22 protein-coding genes are annotated in these 22,252 nt (G+C 66.6%); 15 read left to right on the top strand and 7 right to left on the bottom strand.

Annotated features, from left to right (window positions below; all coding sequences use genetic code 11):
* The first annotated feature begins 120 nt into the window (after positions 1-120).
* The 4 genes from OCUBac02_RS14465 to dprA all read left to right on the top strand — a co-directional run bounded on the left by OCUBac02_RS14465 (position 121) and on the right by dprA (position 4,390).
* On the top strand, positions 121-1,065 hold the full coding sequence (locus tag OCUBac02_RS14465) for an aspartate carbamoyltransferase catalytic subunit (RefSeq protein ID WP_173046541.1): 945 nt from the start codon (positions 121-123) through the stop codon (positions 1,063-1,065).
* Positions 1,066-1,082: 17 nt separating this feature from the next.
* Complete coding sequence (pyrC, locus tag OCUBac02_RS14460; protein ID WP_465247722.1) at positions 1,083-2,399, top strand: dihydroorotase; 1,317 nt, start codon at positions 1,083-1,085, stop codon at positions 2,397-2,399.
* A gap of 139 nt (positions 2,400-2,538) precedes the next feature.
* Positions 2,539-3,162 (top strand): glycerol-3-phosphate 1-O-acyltransferase PlsY, encoded by a 624-nt coding sequence (plsY, locus tag OCUBac02_RS14455; RefSeq protein ID WP_173046539.1) that lies wholly within the window; start codon positions 2,539-2,541, stop codon positions 3,160-3,162.
* Between the two features lie 16 nt (positions 3,163-3,178).
* The gene (gene dprA, locus OCUBac02_RS14450; RefSeq protein ID WP_173049589.1) at positions 3,179-4,390 is read left to right on the top strand and encodes a DNA-processing protein DprA; all 1,212 of its coding nucleotides are present in this window, start codon (positions 3,179-3,181) and stop codon (positions 4,388-4,390) included.
* 15 nt (positions 4,391-4,405) lie between these two features.
* Here dprA and OCUBac02_RS14445 read toward each other — a convergent pair whose 3' ends face one another.
* The gene (locus tag OCUBac02_RS14445; protein ID WP_047579865.1) at positions 4,406-4,645 is read right to left on the bottom strand and encodes a hypothetical protein; all 240 of its coding nucleotides are present in this window, start codon (positions 4,643-4,645) and stop codon (positions 4,406-4,408) included.
* Between the two features lie 112 nt (positions 4,646-4,757).
* Positions 4,758-5,672, bottom strand: coding sequence for an AEC family transporter (locus OCUBac02_RS14440; RefSeq protein WP_173046537.1), 915 nt, complete (start codon positions 5,670-5,672; stop codon positions 4,758-4,760).
* Between the two features lie 233 nt (positions 5,673-5,905).
* Between OCUBac02_RS14440 and OCUBac02_RS14435 the strand changes: the two genes are divergently transcribed.
* Positions 5,906-6,283, top strand: coding sequence for a hypothetical protein (locus tag OCUBac02_RS14435; RefSeq protein WP_173046535.1), 378 nt, complete (start codon positions 5,906-5,908; stop codon positions 6,281-6,283).
* 125 nt (positions 6,284-6,408) lie between these two features.
* Positions 6,409-6,789, top strand: coding sequence for a hypothetical protein (locus OCUBac02_RS27235; RefSeq protein WP_047579861.1), 381 nt, complete (start codon positions 6,409-6,411; stop codon positions 6,787-6,789).
* A 215-nt stretch (positions 6,790-7,004) separates the two neighbouring features.
* Here the strand turns inward: OCUBac02_RS27235 and ruvX are convergent, their stop codons facing one another.
* The gene (gene ruvX, locus OCUBac02_RS14425; RefSeq protein ID WP_173046533.1) at positions 7,005-7,508 is read right to left on the bottom strand and encodes a Holliday junction resolvase RuvX; all 504 of its coding nucleotides are present in this window, start codon (positions 7,506-7,508) and stop codon (positions 7,005-7,007) included.
* Positions 7,509-7,681: 173 nt separating this feature from the next.
* On the opposite strand from ruvX, the gene OCUBac02_RS14420 reads away from it, so the two are divergent.
* Positions 7,682-8,263, top strand: a complete 582-nt coding sequence (locus OCUBac02_RS14420) for a GNAT family N-acetyltransferase (RefSeq protein WP_244638945.1) — start codon at positions 7,682-7,684, stop codon at positions 8,261-8,263.
* Positions 8,260-9,192: a hydroxyacid dehydrogenase gene (locus OCUBac02_RS14415; protein WP_173046529.1), complete on the top strand. Its 933-nt coding sequence runs from the start codon at positions 8,260-8,262 to the stop codon at positions 9,190-9,192. The genes OCUBac02_RS14420 and OCUBac02_RS14415 overlap by 4 nt, the downstream gene beginning before the upstream one ends.
* 49 nt (positions 9,193-9,241) lie before the next feature.
* Here OCUBac02_RS14415 and OCUBac02_RS14410 read toward each other — a convergent pair whose 3' ends face one another.
* Both OCUBac02_RS14410 and ade read right to left on the bottom strand, forming a co-directional pair.
* Positions 9,242-9,490 carry a DUF6719 family protein gene (locus tag OCUBac02_RS14410; RefSeq protein ID WP_197933270.1) on the bottom strand — a complete coding sequence of 83 codons (249 nt, stop codon included), beginning with the start codon at positions 9,488-9,490 and terminating at the stop codon, positions 9,242-9,244.
* Positions 9,491-9,619: 129 nt separating this feature from the next.
* Positions 9,620-11,335, bottom strand: a complete 1,716-nt coding sequence (gene ade, locus OCUBac02_RS14405) for an adenine deaminase (RefSeq protein WP_173046527.1) — start codon at positions 11,333-11,335, stop codon at positions 9,620-9,622.
* 122 nt (positions 11,336-11,457) lie between these two features.
* Between ade and OCUBac02_RS14400 the strand changes: the two genes are divergently transcribed.
* The 4 genes from OCUBac02_RS14400 (at position 11,458) to OCUBac02_RS14385 (ending at position 14,614) form a co-directional block, all read left to right on the top strand.
* Positions 11,458-12,156 (top strand): metal-dependent hydrolase, encoded by a 699-nt coding sequence (locus tag OCUBac02_RS14400; protein ID WP_173046525.1) that lies wholly within the window; start codon positions 11,458-11,460, stop codon positions 12,154-12,156.
* 289 nt (positions 12,157-12,445) lie between these two features.
* On the top strand, positions 12,446-12,733 hold the full coding sequence (gene gatC, locus OCUBac02_RS14395; protein WP_047579849.1) for an Asp-tRNA(Asn)/Glu-tRNA(Gln) amidotransferase subunit GatC: 288 nt from the start codon (positions 12,446-12,448) through the stop codon (positions 12,731-12,733).
* A gap of 84 nt (positions 12,734-12,817) precedes the next feature.
* Positions 12,818-14,332 (top strand): Asp-tRNA(Asn)/Glu-tRNA(Gln) amidotransferase subunit GatA, encoded by a 1,515-nt coding sequence (gene gatA / locus OCUBac02_RS14390; protein WP_173046523.1) that lies wholly within the window; start codon positions 12,818-12,820, stop codon positions 14,330-14,332.
* Positions 14,333-14,401: 69 nt separating this feature from the next.
* Positions 14,402-14,614 (top strand): hypothetical protein, encoded by a 213-nt coding sequence (locus OCUBac02_RS14385; protein ID WP_047579846.1) that lies wholly within the window; start codon positions 14,402-14,404, stop codon positions 14,612-14,614.
* A gap of 101 nt (positions 14,615-14,715) precedes the next feature.
* On the opposite strand, the gene OCUBac02_RS14380 is transcribed toward OCUBac02_RS14385, so the two are convergent.
* Both OCUBac02_RS14380 and OCUBac02_RS14375 read right to left on the bottom strand, forming a co-directional pair.
* Positions 14,716-17,904 carry an efflux RND transporter permease subunit gene (locus OCUBac02_RS14380; RefSeq protein WP_173046521.1) on the bottom strand — a complete coding sequence of 1,063 codons (3,189 nt, stop codon included), beginning with the start codon at positions 17,902-17,904 and terminating at the stop codon, positions 14,716-14,718.
* A gap of 120 nt (positions 17,905-18,024) precedes the next feature.
* Positions 18,025-19,182, bottom strand: a complete 1,158-nt coding sequence (locus tag OCUBac02_RS14375; RefSeq protein WP_173046519.1) for an efflux RND transporter periplasmic adaptor subunit — start codon at positions 19,180-19,182, stop codon at positions 18,025-18,027.
* Positions 19,183-19,591: 409 nt separating this feature from the next.
* Between OCUBac02_RS14375 and gatB the strand changes: the two genes are divergently transcribed.
* The 3 genes from gatB to OCUBac02_RS14360 all read left to right on the top strand — a co-directional run bounded on the left by gatB (position 19,592) and on the right by OCUBac02_RS14360 (position 22,238).
* Positions 19,592-21,073, top strand: a complete 1,482-nt coding sequence (gatB, locus tag OCUBac02_RS14370) for an Asp-tRNA(Asn)/Glu-tRNA(Gln) amidotransferase subunit GatB (RefSeq protein ID WP_173046517.1) — start codon at positions 19,592-19,594, stop codon at positions 21,071-21,073.
* 140 nt (positions 21,074-21,213) lie between these two features.
* Positions 21,214-21,720: a GNAT family N-acetyltransferase gene (locus OCUBac02_RS14365; RefSeq protein ID WP_173046515.1), complete on the top strand. Its 507-nt coding sequence runs from the start codon at positions 21,214-21,216 to the stop codon at positions 21,718-21,720.
* Positions 21,721-21,749: 29 nt separating this feature from the next.
* A complete protein-coding gene (locus tag OCUBac02_RS14360) occupies positions 21,750-22,238 on the top strand; it encodes a GNAT family N-acetyltransferase (RefSeq protein ID WP_173046513.1) in 489 nt (162 codons plus the stop codon).
* The last annotated feature ends 14 nt before the right edge of the window (positions 22,239-22,252 follow it).

Raw genomic sequence — 22,252 nt, 5'->3', positions numbered from 1 at the left:
GCGGAAAACCCGATTGGTAGCGCCGTTTGGCCGAAAGCTCCACGACCCACAGGACATGCGCCCTCCCGGCTCCGGCCCGCTTGCGCCGCGCCCGACTCGCGCCTAAACAGCCTGCTTCAAATGACATCGCCAGCACCGCTCTATCCGCACCGCCACCTCCTCGGGATCGAGGGGCTGTCCCATCTGGACATTGAAGCGCTATTGGACCGGGCGGAGGATTATGTCGCGCTCTCCCGGCAGGTCGAGAAGAAGACGGCGGCGCTGCGCGGGCGCACCCAGATCAACCTGTTCTTCGAGCCCTCGACGCGGACGCAGGCCTCCTTCGAACTCGCCGGAAAGCGCCTTGGCGCCGACGTGATGAACATGTCCGTTGCCTTCTCCTCGGTGAAGAAGGGCGAGACGCTGATCGATACCGCCGCGACGCTGAGCGCGATGCGTCCCGACATCATCGTCGTGCGCCACCATGCGGCCGGCGCCGTCAACCTGCTCGCGCGCAAGGTCGGCTGCTCGGTGATCAATGCCGGCGACGGCGCCCACGAGCACCCGACCCAGGCCCTGCTCGACGCGCTGACGATCCGCCGCAACAAGGGCCGCATCCAGGGCCTGACGGTGGCGATCTGCGGCGACATCCTGCATTCGCGCGTCGCCCGCTCCAACATCATCCTGCTCAATGCGCTGGGCGCGAAGGTCCGCCTGATCGCGCCGACGACGCTGCTGCCGGCCGGCATCGAGCGCTTGGGCGTCGAGATCTTCACCGACATGAACAAGGGGCTGGAGGGCGCCGACATCGTGATGATGCTGCGCCTCCAGCTCGAGCGCATGAACGGCGCCTTCGTGCCGTCGGCGAAGGAGTATTTCCGCTATTACGGGCTCGACCAGGAGAAGCTGTCGCGCGCTCAAGCCGACGCGCTGGTGATGCATCCCGGCCCGATGAATCGCGGCGTCGAGATTTCCTCTGCCGTCGCCGACGGTGCGCAATCGCTGATCCGCGAGCAGGTCGAGATGGGCGTCGCCGTCCGCATGGCGGTGCTCGACGCGCTCGCCCAGCACCTGCCGAATGTCTGAGCGTAAAGAGACCGAACATGGCTGACACGCAGGACATGACGTCGAGAGATTTGGCCATCGTCGACGCGCGCCTGATCGACCCCGCGACCGGGCGAGAAGGCGTAGGCTCCGTTCTCGTCCGCGACGGCGCTATCGCCGCGGTCGAATGGCAGGGCGCGCCCGCCACGGGCGAAGGTGTGCGCCGCATCGATGCGAAGGGTCAGGTTCTGACGCCCGGCCTCGTCGACCTGCGCGCCTTCCTCGGCGAGCCCGGCGCCGAGTTCCGCGAGACGCTCGGCACCGGCTCGCAGGCCGCTGCCGCCGGCGGCGTCACCACGGTCGTCTGCCGCCCGGACACCAATCCGGTGATCGACGACCCCGCGATCATCGATTTCGTCAAGCGCCGCGCCCGCGACAAGGCCGTCGTCAACGTGCTCTCCTGCGCCGCCCTGACCAAGGGGCTGGAGGGCAGGGAGATCACCGAGTTCGGCCTCCTGCTGGAGGCCGGGGCGGTCTCCTTCTGCGACGGCGCGAAGGGCCTGCGTAATCCTCAGGTCATGCGTCGCGCCATGATCTACGCCCGCAATTTCGACGCCCTCATCATGAACCATGTCGAGGACCCCGACCTGCGCGGCTCCGGCGTGATGAACGAGGGCGAGTTCGCCAGCCGCAGGGGGCTGCCGGGCATTCCGATCGAGGCCGAGACGGTGATGCTGGAGCGCGACATCCGCCTCGCCCGCGCCAGCGGCGCCCGCTACCACGCCGCGATGATCTCCTGCGCGGAATCGGTCGAGTTGGTGCGCCGGGCCAAGCAGGACGGCGTGCGCGTCACCTGCGGCGTCTCGATCAACAACCTGACCCTCAACGAGAACGATGTCGGCGAGTACCGCACCTTCTGCAAGGTCTCTCCGCCGCTTCGCCACGAGGACGATCGCCTCGCCATGGTCGCCGCGCTGGCCGAGGGCGTGATCGACGTCGTCGTCTCCGATCACGACCCGCAGGATGTCGAGACCAAGCGCCAGCCCTTTTCCGAATGCGCGGACGGTGCGCTCGGCATCGAGACCATGCTCTCGGCTGCCCAGCGTCTGGTCCAGGCCGGGCAGATCGGCCTGCCGCAGCTTCTTGCCGCGCTTTCGGCCCGGCCTGCCGCGCTGATCGGGCTTTCCGCCGGCAGGCTTGCCGTCGGCGCGCCTGCCGATCTCGTCCTATTCGACCCCGAGGCGCCCTTCGTCGTCGACAAGCGCAAGCTCAAGTCCCGCGCCAAGAACTCGCCCTTCGACGAGGCGCGGCTGGAAGGCATCGTCGCCGCGACCTTCGTCGGCGGCCGGGTAGTCTATGAGGTCGAGCCGGGCTGAACCGGTCGCCTCAGATATTTCCACCTCGTCATCCCGGATCGGCGCCGCTCACGCGGCTTGTCCGGGATGACGGCGCGCTTCCTATTCGCGACGGCGGATTCTATATCTGACGTCGCTGGGTGGGTGCACGAGGGGTTGAATGGCTGAGACGTTGAACTGGGGCCTTTCCGGCCCCGCCACGCTGATCGCCCTCGTCGTCGGCTATCTCCTCGGCTCGATCCCCTTCGGCATCATCCTGACCAGGCTCGCCGGTGGCCCTGACCTGCGCAGCATCGGCTCGGGCAATATCGGCGCGACCAACGTCCTGCGCACCGGCAACAAGAAGCTCGCGGCGGCGACCCTCGTCGGCGATATGCTGAAGGGCACGGCCGCGGTCCTCGTTGGCGCGTGCTTCCTCGGCGGCCCGGAGGCGGCGCTGGCGGCGGGCGTCGGTGCCTTCTTCGGCCATCTCTTTCCGATCTGGCTGCGCTTCAAGGGCGGCAAGGGCGTCGCGACCTATCTGGGCGTGCTGATCGGCGTGAAGGCCTCCATCGCTTTGGTCTTCGCTGCGATCTGGCTGAGCCTGGCCTATCTCTTCCGCTATTCCTCGCTCTCGGCACTGGTCGCCAGCGCCCTGACGCCGCTCCTGCTCTGGCTCTGGGCGGGCATGCCCAAGGCCGCGCTCGTCATGGCCGGGCTCACCGTCCTGCTCTGGATCATGCACCGGGAGAACATCGCCCGGTTGCTCTCCGGGCGCGAAGGCAAGATCGGCCAGAAGGGCTGACAAGGGCATGGCTGGGATCGTCCTCTCCGATCGCCAGCGTCTCGACTGGTTGCGGTTGATCCGCAGCGAGAGCATCGGCCCGCGCAGCTTCCGCTCCCTGATGAACCGCTTCGGCGGTGCGGCCGCGGCACTCGACGCGCTGCCGGACCTCGCGCGGCAGGCGGGCCGCGATATCCGCATCTGCCCTGCAGCAGAGGCTGAGCGCGAGTTCGAAGGACTGATGCGTCTCGGCGGCCGCTTCATCGCGCTCGGCGAGGCCGAGTATCCCGTGCCGCTGCAGGCGATCGATTCGGCCCCGCCCTTGCTGGCCGTGCTCGGCCGTGCCGAGGTGCTGCAACGGCCGGGCGTCGCACTTGTGGGATCGCGCAACGCTTCGGCCGCCGGAATGAAGTTCACGGCCCGGCTCGCGCGCGAGCTCGGCGAAGCCGATTTTGCCGTGGTCTCGGGTCTCGCGCGCGGCATCGACACCGCCGCTCACGAAGCGAGTCTGGAAACCGGCACGATCGCCGTGCTCGCCGGCGGGCTCGACGAGATCTACCCGCCGCAGAACATTCCGCTTGCCCGCCGCATCCAGGAGCGCGGCGCGCTCGTCAGCGAGATGCCGCTCGGCTGGATCGCCCGGGCACGCGATTTCCCCCGCCGCAACCGGCTGGTTTCGGGGCTGTCGCTGGGGACGGTCGTGGTCGAGGCGGCGCGCCGTTCGGGCTCGCTCATCACCGCGCGTTTCGCCAACGAGCAGGGCAGGCTGGTCTTCGCCGTGCCGGGCTCGCCGCTCGATCCGCGGGCCGAGGGCGGCAACCACCTCATCCGCGAGGGCGCGACGCTCTGCGCCGAATCGGCCCATGTCATCGAGGCGCTCCAGCCCCTGCGCCAGCGCGAGCTCGATCTGTCACCGCCACCGCGCCTCATCCGTGAAACCGTCGGCGAACCGGCCTCCGAGGCGATGTGGGACGAGCTCGACCTGCCCGAGATCGAGCCTGCCCCCGGTTACGCGCGGCACGAGGACGGATTCGAGCTGGAGCCGTCCTCATCGTCGCCGATCGCGACTGCGGCCGGTTCCGGCCGCCGCGTGCTCGATCTGCTCGGGCCGTTGCCGATCGCGCTCGACGATCTCGTCCGCGCGAGCGGGCTCTCAGCGGGTGAGATCGGCCACGTCCTTGTCGAGTTGGAACTCACCGGCGCGATAAGGCGCCATCCGGGAGGGACCCTGTCGCGCCTCGCCCCCTGAACGGAACGCTACCGTTTAGTGCCGGTCCCGGCTCGGCGATGCCAGTCGCTCGACTTCGGCCGAGGCCTCGATCCGAGCCATCTCCAGGAAGTAGCTGAGCGTGCTGAGCTTGGTGTTGCGGGCCATGATGCGCAGCTCGGCCGCCATACCTTCGATAAACGAGGCGGCCTCCAGCGGCGACATCGGCCGGATGGGAACGTCGTCCCCGTTCGCGATGGATTCAAGCGCGACCAGCTTGGAAACTTTATGCTTCATGGCGAATGGATTCCCTCGCATGATGGGGGATCAACTCGGCCGCGGGGCAGCGATTCCCAACGGATATGCAATTATAGATTGCAAATATGAATGAAATTCAAGCTCTAGTATATTATGTCAGAAGAAAGACGGCAGCCGGGAGCGTCGCCAGCGCGAGCAATGTCTGCAGCGTCGTGATCTCCGCCATGAGCGGCGCATCGCCCCCGAGGTCGCGCGCCAGGAAATAGGCGGCTGTCGCGGTCGGCACGGCGCCTGCGATCACCGTCATCGCCAAGGCAGGACCGGTCACGCCGAACCAGCCGGCATAGAGCCAGGCGAGCACCGGCAGAACCGCGAGCTTCAGGCCGACAGCCACCGCATGGGCCAGCCTCGGCCGCGCCAGCTTGTCGAGGTCGAGCGCCGAGCCGACCACGAGCAGGCCGATGCCGAGCGAGGCGCGCCCGAGCACGTCGAGATAGCCGGTAAAGGCGCTGGGCAGCATCCATTGAAGCTGGTTCAGCGCAAGGCCGACCGCAGAGGACCAGATGAAGGGATTGTAGAGGATCGAGCGGATCGTGGCGCCGAGGCTCATCGGCTTGCCGCTGGCGAAGCGGGCGAGCACGAACACGCACATGACGTTGAGCAGCGGGATCATCGCGGCAACCGCGATCGCCATCAGCGTCGTGCCGGTGCGGCCCTGCAGCCCGGCGGCGAGCGCGAGGCCGACGAAGGTGTTCCAGCGCACCGAGCCCTGGAAGATCGAGGTGAAGGCCGGCCCGTCGATGCCGGCGCGCGCCAGCAGCGGGCGGGCGAGCAGCAGCAGGGCCGCGACGCTGAGGATCGCGAGCACGAGGCTGGAACCCATGCCGAGGACCGGCATGCTGCGCAGATCCGCCATCGCCAGCGTATGCACGACCACCGCCGGGAACAGCACCTGGTAGGTCAGGCGCTCGACGCCGATCCAATGCGACGGCGAGACGACGCCCCGCGCCTTCAGGAACCAGCCCGTCGCGATGACGAGAAAGACGGCGATCAGGCTGTCGAGCATGGAGGGGCCAGAGACGAGGGGCAGGGGGCGTAATCGGAACAATGGCGGCCGGCGGCCGTTTCGACTGTCGAACAGACCTGTCCCTGTCACGCCCGACTGTGGCCGGCAAGGGCGCGGGAGAGGGGTAGCGATGTCTCTGCCGCAATGCTGCCGCGATCGGTTCAGGTCCCATTCAACCGGACTGCCCCATGCTGGCTTCAACATTGGGTGATCTCGCGAAAGGAGATGCCGTCATGATGTCTCTGAAGAAAAAGGCCGCTGTCGCGCTGACCGTGGCGAGTGTCGCGGCCGGCAGCCTCGCCGTCCCGGCGATGTCCGAAACCCGCGGCTTCGACGCGGCGCGCCTCGACAAGGCCCAGGCCGAATATACCCAGTATCGCTACCGTCACGGCTATCGCGGCCATTGGCGCGGTCCGTCGCGCGGCGCGGCCGTGGCAGGCGCGATCGGCCTCGGCATCCTGGGTGCGGCGGCGATCGCGGCTCAGAACCGCGCCTATGCGGCGCCGCGCTACTACTACGACGATGGATATTACGCGGCGCCGGCGCCGGTCTATGCCTATCCGCGCCGCTATTACTATCAGCAGCCCTATGACTGGCGCTATGACCGCTGATCGACCTTGAAGGTCTGCTTTGCAAGGCCCGCGCGATTCGTGCGGGCCTTCGTATGTGAGAAGTTTCTTCGGATTTCGACGTCATGCATGGCGTTGTGGATCGATGAACAAGGGGGATTGCCACGATGAAATCGCTTCGACGCGCGGGGATTGCCGGCCTCGGCCTGATCGCTTTGGCCTGGGCGTCCGCCCAGCCGGCGTCCGCCCAGTATTATGGCGGCCAGGGCTATGGCTACGAGCGCCGGTCCGGCGAAGGCTATGAACGCCGATCCCGAGACGGTTACGAGCGTCGCGATTTCGACCGTCGCGATTCCCGGCGCTATGACGATCGCGGCTCCCGCTATGGCGGAGGCGGTGGCTATGGTCGCGACGACGGCCGTGGCCGAGGCTATGGCCGCCAGCAGAACCCCATGGCCGGCATGTCGCTCGAAGAGCAGAAGCGCGCGGTCAAGAACGAGCGCGAGGCCCAGAAGAAGGCGTTCAAGCGCGGGCAGCTCTTTCGCTAGGCGACGCGGATCACTACGGGTCGTTCCCGATCGAAATTACCTTTGTCATTCCGGGGCTTCGCGGAGCGAAGAACCCGGAACCCACGACTGGGTGAGCCGCTTGTAGCCGAACCTCGGACGTTCACCCGGTCGTGGGTTCCGGGTTCGCGCCGATGGCGCGCCCCGGAATGACAACGACGTGGCTTATCTGGATCTGATAGGACGCAAGGCGGCCTTCAGTCGTACTGGTCCTCGTCCCCGGCTTCCTCCGGGCCGAGCCGGCCCAACCGGTCGAGCGCGCCCTGCAGGATATAGGCGGCGGCCATCTTGTCGACGACAGCGGCGCGCTTGGCGCGCGAGGCATCGGCATCGAGCAGGGTGCGCGTCACCGCCAGCGTCGACATCCGCTCGTCCCAGAATACGATCGGCAGGTCCGTGAGGGGCAGGAGATTGCGCACGAAGGCGCGGGTGGACTGGACGCGCGGCCCCTCGGTGCCGTCCATGTTGAGCGGCAGGCCGATGACGAGCCCCGCCACCTGATGCTTGGCGGCGATCTTCAGGAGCGCTGCCGCGTCGAGCCCGAACTTCACGCGCTGGATCGTCTCCAGCGGCGTCGCGATCTGCCGCTGCACATCGGACAGCGCGAGCCCGATCGTCTTGGTGCCGAGATCGAGCCCGAGCAGGCGTGCATGAGCTGGCAGGTCGACGAAGGCTTCGAGCGGGACGACGGCGCTGGTCATGGCATGGCGGTATCACGCGCCGGCCGGCCTCGCGAGCGATACCTGTGCGGCGATCCGGCGCGAATGACAGGTTTCCGAGCATCTGTAGCGCGGAAGTCATCGCGCGATGCCGGCTATCAAGCTATAGGCGCGATGTTGGAGAGCGGCACCGCCGCTCGAAAAGGATGCCTCCCGTGCCGGCGCGGATTTCGCTGCGAGTTCCCGACAAGACCCTGCTCGACGTCTATCAGGCGGCTCTGCGCGGCGGCTGGTCGCCGAATACGACGCGCAACGTCGCGCCCCAGCAGCTTGCCGCCATCGCCGCCGATCCCGACGCCTTCCTCGCCGAGACACGCGGCGGGCCGGGCCGCATCAAGCTGCCGGACGGCCGCGAGGTCGATCGCATTCCCGGCCCGACACGCTGGATCTTCGCCGAGGACAGGCCGGAGCGGCCCTTCATCGGCTCGATCAACCTGCGCTGGCAGGAAAAGCATGGCCGCCCGATCCTGGCCCTGCCGGAGCATGTGCTCGGCCATGTCGGCTACACCATCCTGCCGGCCTTCGAAGGCCACGGCTATGCCACCGCAGCGCTCGCTGGGATGCTCGGCGTGGCGCGCGAGGCCGGCATGCCCGAGATCACCATCACCTGCGACGCGACCAACCACGCCTCCCGCCGCATCATCGAGAAGAATGGCGGGCGCCTGATCGAGACCTTCGTCGCGCCGCTCTACGGCCCCGATCAACGCCTTCGCTTTCTTGTCAGCACAGCACCATGACCGACATCGTCATCACCGAATTCATGGACGACACCGCCATCGCCAACCTGAAGGCGCGCTTCTCGGTCCATTACGATCCCGAGCTCTATGCCGACCCGGACGAGATGGTGCGGCTTTTCGCCGATGTGCCCGCCGTGATCGTGCGCAACCAGACGCAGGTCCGCGGCAAGGTGCTGGCGGCGGCGAAGCGGCTCAAGGTCATCGGCCGCCTCGGCGTCGGTCTCGACAATCTCGACATGGAAGCCTGCGCCGCGCGCGGCATCCGCGTCTTCCCCGCGACGGGCGCCAACAGCCTCTCCGTCGTCGAATATGTCATCGGCACGACGATGGCCCTGCTGCGCGGCGCCTATTTCGCCAATGCCGCGATGGTCGCCGGCGAATTTCCCAAGACGAAGCTGATCGGCCGCGAGATCGCCGGCAAGCTGATGGGCCTTGTCGGCTTCGGCTCGATCGCCCGCGACGTCGCCCATCATGCCCGCGCCATCGGCATGGAGGTGGCGGCCTACCATCCGCGCCTGCCCGCAGACGATCCCGCCTGGAGCGGCGTGCGCCGGCTCGAACTCGACGAATTGCTGGCCGAGGCCGACGTCATCAGCCTGCATGTCCCGCTGACCGCGGAAACCCGCGGGATGATCGACGCGAAGGCCTTCGCCCGGATGAAGCCGGACGCGATCCTGATCAACACCGCGCGCGGCGGCATCATGGACGAGGCGGCGCTGGTCAAGGCGCTCAAGGCCGGCAAGCTCGGCGGCGCCGCGATCGATGTCTACGAGCAGGAGCCGCTCGGCAAGGACGCCGCCAAGGTCTTCGCGGGCGCGCCGAACCTGATCCTGACCCCGCATATCGCCGGCAATACGGTGGAGTCGAACGGGCGGGTGTCCGGGCTTGTGGCCGAGAAGGTCATGGCGGCATTGGATGAGCGGATTTAGGGTGCAAGCCAGCTCGCCGGGATCAGTTGTTTCGCGAGAGAATCCGTCTTTAGCGGCGCGCGACGCAACGGCGCTGGCGCTCCGTAGACTGGCCAAGCCGACCCCGAAGGCCCGGATTCGTGCCGCCGGTTACCTCGAGAATCTGCCCTCTGGGACATCTGCCGTCGTCGACGAGCACCTTTTGGCCGGCAATGATCTGCCCCTTGGCCGGTTCGCGGCTGTAAATCTGCTGGGCCGTCGCTGGACCGAGCAATAGGAGCGACGAAACGACAAACGCGAAGACGCTGAAGCGAGTCATGGCTACCTCATATCGTAACAAGGCTAGCTAGAGGATCCAGACGACCGATCGTCAATCCCACCTTCGGCTCAGCCCGACCCGCTTCAGATATCAGTCGATTGGCGCGCCTTATGGTCCGCCGCCTCATCGTCACACGAAGTCGAACCGGTCGACATCGACCAGCCCCTTGTCGGTGATCTTGAGATGCGGGATCACCGGCAGGGTCAGGAAGGCGACCTGCAGGAACGGCTCGGCCAGGACGACGTCCAGCGCCTTTGCCGCGGCGCGCAGCTTCTCCAGATCGTGTCGCACCACCTCGAAGGGCTGCTCGCTCATCAGCCCGGCGACCGGCAGGGCCAGCTCCGCCGTAACCGCGCGGCCATCTGCCACGGCGAAGCCGCCGCCGATCTCGATCAGTCGGTTGGCCGCCGCCGCCATCGAGGTATCGTCGACGCCCACGACGCAGAGATTATGGCTGTCATGGCCGACCGAGGAGGCGATGGCGCCGTGCTTCATGCCGAAGCCATGAACGAAGCCGGTGGCGATACCGCCGTTCCTGCCGTGCCGCTCGATCACCGTGACCTTGATCGCATCCTGCGCCAGATCGGGCAGGGCCTCGCCGTCGCGCGAGGGCAGGGCCATCGACAGGCGCTCTGTGATGATCCGCCCCGGCACCACGCCGATCACCGGCGTCTCGCCGTCGCGCGCCTTCACGGAGAAGTCGGCAGGGGAGAGTCTGCGGCTCTTCACGCTGCCGAGCCCGACCGGCGCGATCGTCGTCCGATCGGCGAACAGCGCCTCCTCGACCAGCCGGCCCCCGGTCAGGACCTGCTTCACCGAGCAGGCGGCAAGGTCTTCCACCAGCACGATATCGGCGCGCTTGCCCGGCCCGATAAAGCCACGGTCGAACAGACCGAAATTCCGCGCCGCCGAGAGCGAAGCGATGCGGTAGGTCGCGAGCACATCGGCGCCCTCGGCGATGGCGGTGCGGATCATGTAGTCGAGATGGCCTTCCTCGCCGATATCGAGCGGGTTGCGGTCATCGGTGCAGAAGGCGAGGAAGGGCGAGGCGTCGCGCGAGATCAGCGGGATCAGCTGGTGCAGGTCCTTCGAGACCGAGCCCTCGCGGATCAGGATCGCCATACCCTTGGCGAGCTTCTCGCGGGCCTCGTCGGCGGTCGTGGTCTCGTGGTCGGTGCGGATGCCGGCGGCGAGATAGGCGTTGAGGTCGATCCCGCGCACCAGCGGCGCATGGCCGTCGATATGACGGTGCGAGAAGGCCTCCAGCTTGGCGAGGCAGTCGGGGTCGCGATGGATTACTCCCGGAAAATTCATGAACTCGGCCAGGCCGATCACCTTGGGATGATCCATCATCGGGATGAGGTCACCCGCTTCCAGCGCGGCCCCTGCAGTCTCAAGATGCGTCGCCGGCACGCAGCTTGAGAGGTTGACGCGCAGATCCATCCGCATCGCCTTGGCGCAGGCGAGGAAATAGCGGATGCCCTCGACACCGAGCACGTTCGAAATCTCGTGCGGGTCGCAGATCGCGGTGGTGACGCCATGCGGCAGCACGCAGCGTTCGAATTCGAGCGGGGTCACCAGCGAGGATTCGATGTGCAGATGCGTGTCGATGAAGCCGGGCACGGCGATCAGGCCCTTGGCGTCGATGACGCGCTTGCCTTCATAGGCCCCGTAGGTCCCGACGATGGTATCGCCGCAGATCGCGATATCGCTCTCGACCAGCGCGCCGGTGACGAGGTCGAGGAGCTTCGCGCCCTTGACGACGAGATCGGCCGGCTCGTCGCCATGCCCCTGGGAGATCCGGCGGGCGAGTTCCTGGCTGGAGACCTTGGCAGCGTCGGTCATGGGGCGATTCCGTGGGTTCGTCATGGCGCCAGCCTGCCTCTCTCCATCTGCATTGTCGACTTGGTCGGCGGGCCAGATCGGCCTAGATAGGAGCCGGCATTTCGAAAGCCTGGAGCCTTCGCATGAAACTCACCTGGTACGGCCATTCCGCTTTCCGCGTCGATATTGACGGCGCCGTCATTCTTATCGACCCGTTCTTCACCGGAAATCCGGCCTTCGAGGGCGATGTCGCCGCGATCTCCAAGGGCGTCAGCCATATCGTCGTCACCCACGGCCATGGCGATCATGTCGGCGATACGCTCGACATCGCCGGGAAAACCGGCGCGACCGTCATCACGAACTATGACCTCGCGATGCATCTGGCCTCGCAGGGGCTCAAGAACTTCAGTCCGATGAACACCGGCGGCACGGTCGATCTCGGCCCGTTCAGCGTCACGCTGGTCCGCGCCGATCACTCGGCCGGCATGGGCGAGGGTGGCGTCAACGTCCCCGTCGGCAACGCCAATGGCGCGATCATCAAGGCGAAGGGCCAGAAGACGCTCTGGCATATGGGCGATACGGACATCTTCTCGGACATGGCGCTGCTCGCCGAGATCCATGGTGTCGAGGCCTGCATCTGCCCGATCGGCGATCGCTTCACCATGGGTGGCAAGGTCGCCGCGCTCGCCATGACGCGCTTCGTCAAGCCGAAACTCGCGATCCCCGCCCATTACGGCACCTTCCCGATCATCGACCAGAATGCCGACGCCTTTGTCGCCGGCATGCAGGGCAGCGGCATCGAAGTCGTGCTGCCGAAGAAGGGCGAGGCTTTCGCGGTTTGAGACCCCGCACGCTTCAAGCAATACCGCGGGGAACCCTCTCCCGGAGGGAGAGGGCAGGGTGAGGGGTAGGCCGTTGGACACCGTAGCGGTGACCTGACCGCTGCTGCAGTAAGGTGATGCGAACTGGTCCAGGGACCTACACCTCACCCCTGCCCCTCTCCTTACAGGAGAGGGGTCCCCCGCGCCTTGTCTGGTAAATGATGGGCTTCTGTTGCGGGCGCTTGCTCCTCCGCTTATAGCCCTGACAACGATTGGCGCTGTTGCGCCGCCACTTTCTCAGGAGTCCGCCATGTCGGTCGATCTCGCCACCGTCAAACGCGTCGCGCATCTCGCGCGCATCGCCGTGCCGGAGGCCGATCTGCCCAAGCTGCAAGGCGAGCTCAACGCCATTCTCGGCTTCGTCGAGCAGCTCAACGAGGTGAATGTCGACGGCGTCGAGCCGATGACCTCGGTGACGCCGATGGCGATGAAGCAGCGCGAGGACGTCGTGAACGATGGCGAGATCGCAGACGCGATCGTCGCCAACGCCCCGGCCTCCGAGGACGATTATTTCATGGTGCCGAAGGTGATCGAATAGGCGCGAGGCGCGCCTATTCGATCACCCCGGACGCGCGAAGCGCGATCCGGGGTCTTTTGACCAGATAAATTCCGGAACTCTCCCGTGACCGATCTCACCCGCCTGACGCTGACCGAGGCCCGCGACGGCCTGAAAGCCAAGACCTTCTCCGCGACCGAATTGACGAAGGCGCATATCGCCGCCGTCGAGAAGGCCCGCGCCCTGAACGCCTATGTGCTGGAAACCCCCGAGCACGCGCTCAAGCAGGCCGCGGCTTCCGACGAGAAGCTCGCCAAGGGCGCGGGCGGACCGCTTGAAGGCCTGCCGCTTGGCATCAAGGACCTGTTCGCCACCGAAGGCGTGCGCACTACGGCCTGTTCCAAGATTCTAGGCAATTTCGTGCCGGCGTATGAATCGACCGTGACGAGCCAGCTCTGGCGCGACGGCGCCGTGATGCTCGGCAAGCTCAACAACGACGAATTCGCCATGGGCTCGTCGAACGAGACCTCGGCTTTCGGTAACGTCGTGAACCCCTGGCGCCGCAAGGGTTCTAACGTGGGTGCAGGGCAGGGCGGCGCCGTCGAGGGCAACCATCTCGTGCCGGGCGGCTCATCGGGCGGCTCGGCTTCGGCCGTCGCCGCCGATCTCTGCCTCGCCGCGACCGCGACCGATACCGGCGGCTCGATCCGCCAGCCCGCCGCCTTCACCGGCACTGTCGGCATCAAGCCGACCTATGGCCGCTGCTCGCGCTGGGGCACGGTCGCTTTCGCCTCCTCGCTCGACCAGGCCGGGCCGATCGCCAAGACCGTGCGCGACGCGGCCGTGATGCTGCGCTCGATGTCCGGCCACGACCCGAAGGACACGACTTCGGTCGATAGGGCCGTGCCGGATTACGAGGCGGCTATCGGGCGCTCGGTGAAGGGCATGAAGATCGGCATTCCCCGCGAATACCGTCTCGACGGGCTGAACGCCGAGATTGACGCGCTCTGGCAGCAGGGCATCGAATGGCTGCGTGCGGCGGGCGCCGAGATCGTCGAGATCTCGCTGCCGCACACGAAATACGCCCTGCCGGCCTATTACATCGTCGCTCCCGCAGAGGCCTCCTCGAACCTCGCCCGCTATGACGGCGTCCGCTACGGCCTGCGCGAGCAGGGCAAGGATATCGTCGAGATGTACGAGAGGACCCGCGCCGCCGGCTTCGGCGCCGAGGTCAAGCGCCGCATCATGATCGGCACCTATGTCCTCTCGGCCGGTTATTACGACGCCTATTATGTCCGGGCCCAGAAGATCCGCACGCTGATCAAGCGCGATTTCGAGACGGTCTATGCCCAGGGCATCGACGCCGTGCTGACGCCGGCGACGCCGTCGGCCGCGTTCGGCATCGGCGAGAAGGGCTCGGCCGATCCGGTCGAGATGTACCTGAACGACGTCTTCACGGTGACGGTGAACATGGCGGGCCTGCCGGGCATCGCGGTTCCCGCCGGCCTCGACGCCCAGGGTCTGCCGCTGGGCCTCCAGCTCATCGGTCGCCCCTTCGACGAGGAGGCGCTGTTCTCGCTCGGCGAGGTGATCGAGCAGGCGGCGGGCCGTTTCTCCGTCTCCGAGCGCTGGTGGGGCTGAGCGGGCTCCGCCTCGAAACGGCATGCGCTCGATAGAGGCGCGCCGGCAGTCCTTGCAAAGGAGACGGCGATGATCGTCAGCCGCGCGATGGCCTATGCCTGCCTGATGGTGTTTGCCGGCATCCTCGTCCTCATCGCCGTCCTTATGATCCTGCTGACGATCGTCCAGTTGACGCGCGGCGAGACGATCCCTGATCTGGGCGCCCGAGCGATCGGGACGGCAGTCGCCGCCGGTCTTGCGCCGCTCTGCCGGGCATTGGCGCGACGTCTGGTCCAGGCCTGAGGACAGGCGACCAATCTTCTCGCAGATGGATCAGTGAACGAAAAAAGGGCCGCAGCGATGCGGCCCCTTTCCTATTCCGTTATCGTAGGCCTTCCGCGCCCTCAATGCGCCCCGGACGCCTGCGCCGCAGCCTTCCGCTTCGTTCCGCGTAGATCCGCCAGCCAGCGCACCATCACGTAGAACACCGGCGTGAAGATCAGGCCGAAGAAGGTCACGCCGAGCATGCCGGAGAACACCGCGATGCCCATCGCCTGGCGCATCTCGGCACCGGCGCCGACCGAGACGGTCAGCGGCAGCACGCCCAGGATGAAGGCCATCGAGGTCATCAGGATCGGCCGCAGGCGGGTCTTGGCGGCGGCGATCGCCGCGTCGCGGCGGTTCATGCCCTCGTCCTCGGCCTGCTTGGCGAATTCGACGATCAGGATCGCGTTCTTCGCGGCGAGGCCGACGAGCACCACCAGGCCGATATCGACCAGGATATTGCGGTCGAGCCCGGCATAGTTCACCCCGAACATCGCGGCCAGGATACACATCGGCACGATCAGGATGACCGAGAGCGGCAGGAGCCAGCTCTCGTAGAGTGCCGCCAGCAGCAGGAAGACGAAGACCACCGCGAGGCCGAAGGCGACGACCGCCGTATTGCCCGCGAGCTTCTCCTGCAGCGCGATTTCGGTCCACTCGAAGCCGAACCCGGCCGGCAGCCGCTCCGCCGCGATCTTCTCGACGGCCGCGATGCCCTGTCCGGTCGAATAGCCGTGCGCCATCGAAAGCTGCACTTCCGCCGCCGGATAGAGGTTGTAGCGCGGCACGCGATAGGCGCCGGTCGTGTCGTGGAACGACGCGATCGAGCCGATCGGCACCATCTCGCCATCCGCGTTGCGGGTCTTGAGATTGGCGACATCGCGCGTCGTCAGGCGGAACGGGTTGTCCGCCTGCGCGGTGACGCGATAGGTCCGGCCGAGCAGGTTGAAGTCGTTGATATAGGCCGAGCCCATGTAGACCGACAGCGTCTCGAAGATGCGCGTCACCGGCACGCCGAGCATCTCGGCCTTGGTGCGGTCGATATCGGCATAAATCTGCGGCGTCTTGGTCGAGAACAGCGTGAAGGGCTGCTGGATGCCCGGGACCTGCCCGGCCGATCCGGCGACAACCCAGGCCGCGCCTTCGAGGGCCGCGAGTCCGCGCCCGCCGCGATCCTGCACATAGCCCTTGAGGCCGCCGCCGGTGCCGATGCCGGGAATGGCCGGCGGCTCGATCAGGAGGCTGAACGCTTCCGGGATGCCGAAGAGCTGCTGGCGCAGATCGGCGAAAATGCCCTGCGTCGTCAGGCCCTGCTTCTCACGGTCCTTGAACGGCGACAGCGTCACGAAGGCGACGCCGGTATTCGGCGCGATGGTGAAGGTCGCGCCGTCGAGACCGGCGAAGGCGACGGTATGGGCGACCCCGGGACGCGACAGCAGGATATCGTTGGCCTTGCGCAGGACGGCATCCGTTCGCTGAAGCGAAGAGCCGGGCGGTAGCTGGATCACGGCGATGAAATAGCCCCGGTCGAGCTGCGGCACGAGGCCTGTCGGCGTCCTCTTGATGTCCCAGACCGTGGCCGCGATCAGGCCGGAATAGACGATCAGCAGGATCACCGCGATGCGGATGAGCCGCGAGGTGATGCGCCCATAGGTCCGCGACAGCCAGTCGAAGCCGGCGTTGAAATAATGGAAGAACCAGCGGATCGGCGCGCCGAGCTTGTAGAGGAAACCGTGCTGCGCGGTCTCGTCATGCTTCTTGTGGGGCTTGAGGAGCACCGCCGACATTGCCGGCGAGAGCGTCAGCGAGACGAAGCATGAGATCGCCGTTGAGGCTGCGATGGTCACTGCGAATTGCTGGTAGAAGGTGCCCTGCAGGCCGCTGATGAAGGCGGTCGGGATGAACACGGCGCAGAGCACGAGCGCGATCGCGAGCAGCGCGCCGCCGACCTCGTCCATGGTCTTGTGCGCGGCTTCCTTGGGCGTCATGCCCTCGGCCAGATAGCGCTCGACATTCTCCACGACGACGATCGCGTCGTCGACGACGATGCCGATGGCGAGCACCAGCGCCAAGAGCGAGATCGTATTGAAGGAAATGCCGACCGCGCTCATCACCAGGAAGGTGCCGACCAGCGAGACCGGGATCGCGACGATCGGGATGATCGCGGCGCGCCAGGTCTGCAGGAACAGGATCACCACGATCACGACGAGCAGGACCGCCTCGAGCAGCGTCCGCACGACCGCGTCGACGGACTCGCCGATGAACTCGGTCGGGTTGTAGATGATGCGGTGCTCCAGGCCGACCGGGAACTGCTTGGCCATCTCGGCCATCGTGGAGATCAGCTTGTCCGAGGTCGCGAGCGCGTTCGAGCCCGGACGCTGGAAGACGCCGATGGCGACGGTGTTCCGGTTATCCAGATAGGCGTTCGTGGTGTAGTCCTGCGAGCCGAGCTCGACGCGGGCGATGTCGCGCACGCGGATCGTGCCGCCATCCGCATCGGCGCGCACGACGATGTTCTCGAATTCCGAGATCTCGGTCAGGCGGCCGAGCGTGTTGACCGAGAACTGGAAGGCTTCGTCGGACTTGGCCGGCGGCTGGTTCAGCGCGCCGGCCGCGACCTGCACGTTCGCCGCACGAAGCGCGGCAACCACATCGCCTGCGGTCAGGTTGCGCGCGGCGACCTTGGCGGGGTCGAGCCAGATGCGCATCGAGAAGTCGCGGGCACCGAAGACCTGCACGTCGCCGACGCCGTCGACGCGGGTCAGCACGTCCTTCACGTAGAGCGAGGCATAGTTGGAGATATACTGCGCGTCGCGCGACCCGTCCGGCGAGATCATGTTGATGACCATCAGGAAGTCGGGCGAGGCCTTGCGGACCTGGATGCCGAGCGCGCGCACGTCCTGCGGCAGGCGCGCCTCGGCCTGCGAGACGCGGTTCTGAACCAGCACCTGCGCCTGGTCGATATCGGTGCCGCCCTTGAAAACGACGTTGATCGTCACCCGCCCGTCGCCGGTCGACTGCGAGGTGATGTAGAGCATGTCGTCGACGCCGTTCACCTCCTGCTCGATCGGCGTCGCCACCGTGGCGGCGACCGTCTCGGCCGAGGCGCCCGGATAGGTCGCGGTGATCGAGACCGTAGGCGGTGCGATTTCAGGATATTCGGCGATCGGCAGCGAACGCTGCGCTATGGCACCGGCGATCGTCAGCAGCACCGAGAGCACGGTGGCGAAAATCGGCCGGTCGATGAAGAAATGGGCGAAGCGGAACATGGGAATGTCCTGGCCGGAATAAGGCGGGCGGGCGCCCGGTGGCGTCCGTGATTCAGTCGGGGCCGGTCATGGCCCGGGAGGCGTGCGCCAGCCTTCGCGGGAGGCCGGCGCGGCAGGCACTCAGTTGGTCGTCGCGACCTTGATCTCGCCGGGCTGCGGGGTCACCGGAACGCCCGGACGGACCATCGGATTGGCGTTGCCGCCGACGATCACCTTGTCCTGCGCGGTGAGGCCGGAGCGGATCACCCTGAGGCCCTCGCTGAGCGGCCCGAGCACGACGGGCTTTGGCACGACCTTGTTCTCGGGGCCGACCGTCAGCACGATCTTGCTGGCCTGGTCCGAGGCGATGACCGTGTCCGGCACCAGAAGCGCGTCGGATTCGCCGGCGAAGAAGCGCAGGCGGCCGAACACGCCGGGCGTCAGGAACTGGTCCTTGTTCTCGAACACGGCGCGGCCGCGGATCGTCGCCGAGCGGGCGTTCAGCGCATTGTCGAGAAAGTTGACCTTGCCGCGGCGACCCCACTTGGTCTCGTCGGCAAGGCGCACCTCGACCAGCGTTCCGGCGTCCTTGCTGCCGGTGCCCTCGCGTGGATTGCTCATGCGCGAGTACCGCAGATAGTCGGCCTCCGAGACGTCGAAGGTGAAATAGATCGGGGCGACCGCGACGATGGTGGTCAGCAGCGAGGCGCCCGACTGTCCGCCGGCGATCAGGTTGCCCGGGTCGACGCGGCGGTTCGAGATCCGGCCGGCGAGCGGCGCGCGCACCTCTGTCCATTCGAGGTTGAGCTCGGCATTCTTCAGGTTCGCCTCGGCGCCCTGCAGCGACCCGACCGCGCTGTTCAGGTTGGCGCGGCGCTGGTCGACGTCGCGTGCCGTGATCGTGCGGTTCTGCGTCAGGCCTTCGGCGCGCTCGACCTCGTTCTGGGCCAGCTCGACCTGGGCCTTGGCGCGGGCGACCTCGGCGCGGGCCACGTCGACGGCCAGTTTGTAAGGTCGCTGATCGATGGTAAAGAGCAGGTCGCCCTTCTGGACGAGCGAGCCGTCGCGGAAATGCACGTTTTCGATGAAGCCGGAGACGCGGGCGCGCACGTCGACCTGTTCGCTGGCCTCGAAGCGGCCGGTGAACTCGTCCCAGTTGGTGATGCGCTTGGCGAGCGGGTTGGCGACCTGGACCGGAGGAGCCGGCGGGGCTCCCTGCGCGGCGGCGTCGAAGGCCGTGAGCACGGTCGACGTGATGGCGGCGGTGAGCACCAGACCGATGAAACGGCTGCGTGACATGACGGAACTCCGGGGTAACGAGCCGGCACAACCAATGGGGGTTTCCGGCATTTTGCGCAAGAAGGGTCGACGAGTGACGAATGTCAAGAACCATCACCCGTCAATGTGCGCGATATTGCGCCACATAAGCCACATTCCCGCCATCCGGTTGCAGGAGCGCAACGCGCAGCGGCTGGAAGACGTGTAAAATATGCGAGCCTTCATCCTGAGGAGCCGCGCGAGCGGCGTCTCGAAGGATGTTCCAGATCGCCCCGGAGGCGTCCGCTGGAGCATCCTTCGAGACGCGATCCTGCGGATCGCTCCTCAGGATGAGGGCTCGCAAGCGCGAAAGCGTGCGGTCGCTCCTCTCTTGCCGCCCGCTCGCCGACATCGTAACGCGTAGGCCACTATATCATTCGGAAGAGTCCAGATGAACGCGCATGCCCGCCCCGCCGACCCGAAGAAGCTGATCAAGGGCGCGACCGGCGATTGGGAGATCGTGGTCGGCATGGAGATCCATGCCCAGGTCACCTCCAATGCCAAGCTGTTCTCCGGCGCCTCGACCGGTTTCGGCGCCGAGCCGAACGAGCATGTCAGCCTCGTCGACGCCGCGATGCCCGGCATGCTGCCGGTGATCAATGCCGAATGCGTGAGGCAGGCGGTGCGCACGGGGCTGGGCCTCAACGCGCAGATCAACAATCGTTCGGTCTTCGACCGCAAGAACTACTTCTATCCCGACCTGCCGCAGGGCTACCAGATCAGCCAGTACAAGAGCCCGATCGTGGGCGAGGGGGAGATCGTGGTCGATCTCTCGCCGACCGAGCAGATCACCGTCGGGATCGAGCGGCTGCATCTGGAGCAGGATGCCGGCAAGTCGATCCATGATCAGCATCCGACCATGAGTTTCGTCGACCTGAACCGCTCGGGCGTCGCGCTGATGGAGATCGTCTCCAAGCCGGATCTGCGCTCGGCCGAAGAGGCGAAGGCCTATGTCTCGAAGCTGCGCACCATCTTGCGCTATCTCGGCACCTGCGACGGCGACATGGAGAAGGGCAACCTGCGCGCCGACGTGAACGTCTCCGTGCGCAAGCCCGGCGATCCCTTCGGCACGCGCTGCGAGATCAAGAACGTCAACTCGATCCGCTTCATCGGCCAGGCGGTCGAGACCGAGGCGCGCCGCCAGATCGGCATCATCGAGGACGGCGGCACGATCGACCAGGAAACCCGCCTCTACGATCCCGGCAAGGGCGAGACCCGCTCGATGCGTTCCAAGGAAGAGGCGCATGACTACCGCTACTTCCCCGATCCGGACCTGTTGCCGCTCGAGTTCGACGACGCCTTCGTCGAGAGCCTGAAGGGAGCGCTGCCGGAGCTGCCGGACGCCAAGAAGGCCCGCTTCATCGCGACTTACGGGCTCTCGCCCTATGATGCCTCGGTGCTGGTCGCCGAGCGCGAGCAGGCCGATTATTTCGAGGACGTCGCCAAGGGCCGCGACGGCAAGGCAGCGGCGAACTGGGTGATCAACGAGCTCTTCGGCCGCCTCAACAAGGAAGGCAAGGACGTCACGACCTCGCCGGTCTCGGCTGCCCAGCTCGGCGGCCTCGTCGACCTGATCGGCGAGGGCGTCATCTCTGGCAAGATCGCCAAGGACCTGTTCGAGATCGTCTGGACCGAAGGCGGCGACCCCCGCCAGATCGTCGAGGCCCGCGGCATGAAGCAGGTCACCGATACCGGCGCCATCGAGAAGGCGGTCGACGAGATCATCGCGGCGAACCCCGACAAGGTCGAGCAGGTCAAGGCCAAGCCGACCATGCTGGGCTGGTTCGTCGGCCAGGCGATGAAGGCCTCGGGCGGCAAGGCCAACCCGCAGGCGCTGAACGAGATCCTTAAAGCAAAGCTCGGCATCGAGTGATCGAACATGCTGTCATCCCGGACGCAGCGAAGCGGAGATCCGGGATCCATGCCTGAACCTTCTTCGGTTGCGTTCCGGCATGGATCCCGGGTCAAGCCCGGGATGGCGGCGCTGTTTCCTGCGCAAGCTGGACGATTGGGATGACGCCCTCCGATCTCGTCATCCGCGACGCCGAAGCCACCGATCTCCCGGCGGTCAGGGCGCTTTTGGTCGAGACCTGGCACGCCACCTATGACGGCATCTATGGCTGGCAGCGCGTCGCCGAGATCACCAATGCCTGGCACTCCCTTGAGAACCTGAAGGCGCAGCTCGGCCGCGACGAGGGCGTCTTCCTCGTCGCGCTTGTCGGCGAGGAGATCGTCGCCACGGCCTCCGCCCGGCAGGAGCGTGACCGCGCGGCCCTGCTGACGCGGCTCTACGTCCTGCCGAACCGGCAGGGCGTCGGCATCGGGCGCACCTTGCTGCAGGTCGCGCTGGCCTGCTTTCCGGACGCGCCAGTCGCGCGGCTCGAGGTCGAGAGCCAGAACGAGACGGCCATCGCCTTCTACGAGCGCATGGGCTTCTTCCTGCAGAGGCAGGCGCGCTTCGATGGGCGTGACGACACGCCCAATACGCTCCTGATGGCGAAGCGCCTCTTCGTTGCCTGAAGCAGGCGCCCAACGGACGAGACAGGACTATGACGAAAACCGACGCTTCCGAAATCCGCATGCGCGAGGCGGCGAGGGCCGATGTATCCCGCGTCGCGGAGCTCATCATGCATGGCGCCTCGGTGCAGAAGCGCACGCCGGGCGAGATCGCGGCCGAGGCGCAGGACCCGGTCTATCTCAAGGCCTTCGACGTGATCGCGGGCAATCCCTACAACACGCTCTTCGTCGCCGAGCTGGAGGGCAGGGTGGTCGGCACCTACCAGATCACCATCCTGCCGGGCATGGCCGAGCGCGGCCGCACCCGCGCCAAGATCGAGAGCGTGCATGTCGCGCCGGAATGCCGCAGTCGGGGCATCGGCGCGATCATGATGCGCCATGCGATCGCCTTCGCGGCTGAGAAGGGCGTCGGCCTCGTCGAACTGACCTCGCACAAAGCCAGGCCGGAAGCGCATCGCTTCTACGCTGGCCTCGGCTTCGTGCAGAGCCACGAGGGTTTCAAGATGGCGCTCTCGCCCTGAGCGGCGTCCGATGG

It is taken from the genome of Bosea sp. ANAM02 (genome assembly GCF_011764485.1).
Lineage (GTDB): Bacteria > Pseudomonadota > Alphaproteobacteria > Rhizobiales > Beijerinckiaceae > Allobosea.
Note: the sequence above shows the minus strand (reverse complement) of the source record. Positions and strands in the feature narration are given on the sequence as shown.

What these genes read in the sequence shown, in the direction of transcription:
- OCUBac02_RS14385 (WP_047579846.1), top strand. Translation starts at nt 14,402, where the DNA reads ATGATCGTCAGCCGCGCGATGGCCTATGCCTGCCTGATGGTGTTTGCC.
- ruvX (WP_173046533.1), bottom strand. Translation starts at nt 7,508, where the DNA reads ATGACCAGCGCCGTCGTCCCGCTCGAAGCCTTCGTCGACCTGCCAGCT.
- OCUBac02_RS27235 (WP_047579861.1), top strand. Translation starts at nt 6,409, where the DNA reads ATGAAATCGCTTCGACGCGCGGGGATTGCCGGCCTCGGCCTGATCGCT.
- OCUBac02_RS14415 (WP_173046529.1), top strand. Translation starts at nt 8,260, where the DNA reads ATGACCGACATCGTCATCACCGAATTCATGGACGACACCGCCATCGCC.
- OCUBac02_RS14410 (WP_197933270.1), bottom strand. Translation starts at nt 9,490, where the DNA reads ATGACTCGCTTCAGCGTCTTCGCGTTTGTCGTTTCGTCGCTCCTATTG.
- OCUBac02_RS14435 (WP_173046535.1), top strand. Translation starts at nt 5,906, where the DNA reads ATGATGTCTCTGAAGAAAAAGGCCGCTGTCGCGCTGACCGTGGCGAGT.
- OCUBac02_RS14375 (WP_173046519.1), bottom strand. Translation starts at nt 19,182, where the DNA reads ATGTCACGCAGCCGTTTCATCGGTCTGGTGCTCACCGCCGCCATCACG.
- OCUBac02_RS14365 (WP_173046515.1), top strand. Translation starts at nt 21,214, where the DNA reads ATGACGCCCTCCGATCTCGTCATCCGCGACGCCGAAGCCACCGATCTC.
- gatC (WP_047579849.1), top strand. Translation starts at nt 12,446, where the DNA reads ATGTCGGTCGATCTCGCCACCGTCAAACGCGTCGCGCATCTCGCGCGC.
- OCUBac02_RS14360 (WP_173046513.1), top strand. Translation starts at nt 21,750, where the DNA reads ATGACGAAAACCGACGCTTCCGAAATCCGCATGCGCGAGGCGGCGAGG.
- pyrC (WP_465247722.1), top strand. Translation starts at nt 1,083, where the DNA reads ATGGCTGACACGCAGGACATGACGTCGAGAGATTTGGCCATCGTCGAC.
- OCUBac02_RS14445 (WP_047579865.1), bottom strand. Translation starts at nt 4,645, where the DNA reads ATGAAGCATAAAGTTTCCAAGCTGGTCGCGCTTGAATCCATCGCGAAC.
- OCUBac02_RS14400 (WP_173046525.1), top strand. Translation starts at nt 11,458, where the DNA reads ATGAAACTCACCTGGTACGGCCATTCCGCTTTCCGCGTCGATATTGAC.
- OCUBac02_RS14380 (WP_173046521.1), bottom strand. Translation starts at nt 17,904, where the DNA reads ATGTTCCGCTTCGCCCATTTCTTCATCGACCGGCCGATTTTCGCCACC.
- ade (WP_173046527.1), bottom strand. Translation starts at nt 11,335, where the DNA reads ATGACCGACGCTGCCAAGGTCTCCAGCCAGGAACTCGCCCGCCGGATC.
- OCUBac02_RS14465 (WP_173046541.1), top strand. Translation starts at nt 121, where the DNA reads ATGACATCGCCAGCACCGCTCTATCCGCACCGCCACCTCCTCGGGATC.
- gatB (WP_173046517.1), top strand. Translation starts at nt 19,592, where the DNA reads ATGAACGCGCATGCCCGCCCCGCCGACCCGAAGAAGCTGATCAAGGGC.
- OCUBac02_RS14440 (WP_173046537.1), bottom strand. Translation starts at nt 5,672, where the DNA reads ATGCTCGACAGCCTGATCGCCGTCTTTCTCGTCATCGCGACGGGCTGG.
- plsY (WP_173046539.1), top strand. Translation starts at nt 2,539, where the DNA reads ATGGCTGAGACGTTGAACTGGGGCCTTTCCGGCCCCGCCACGCTGATC.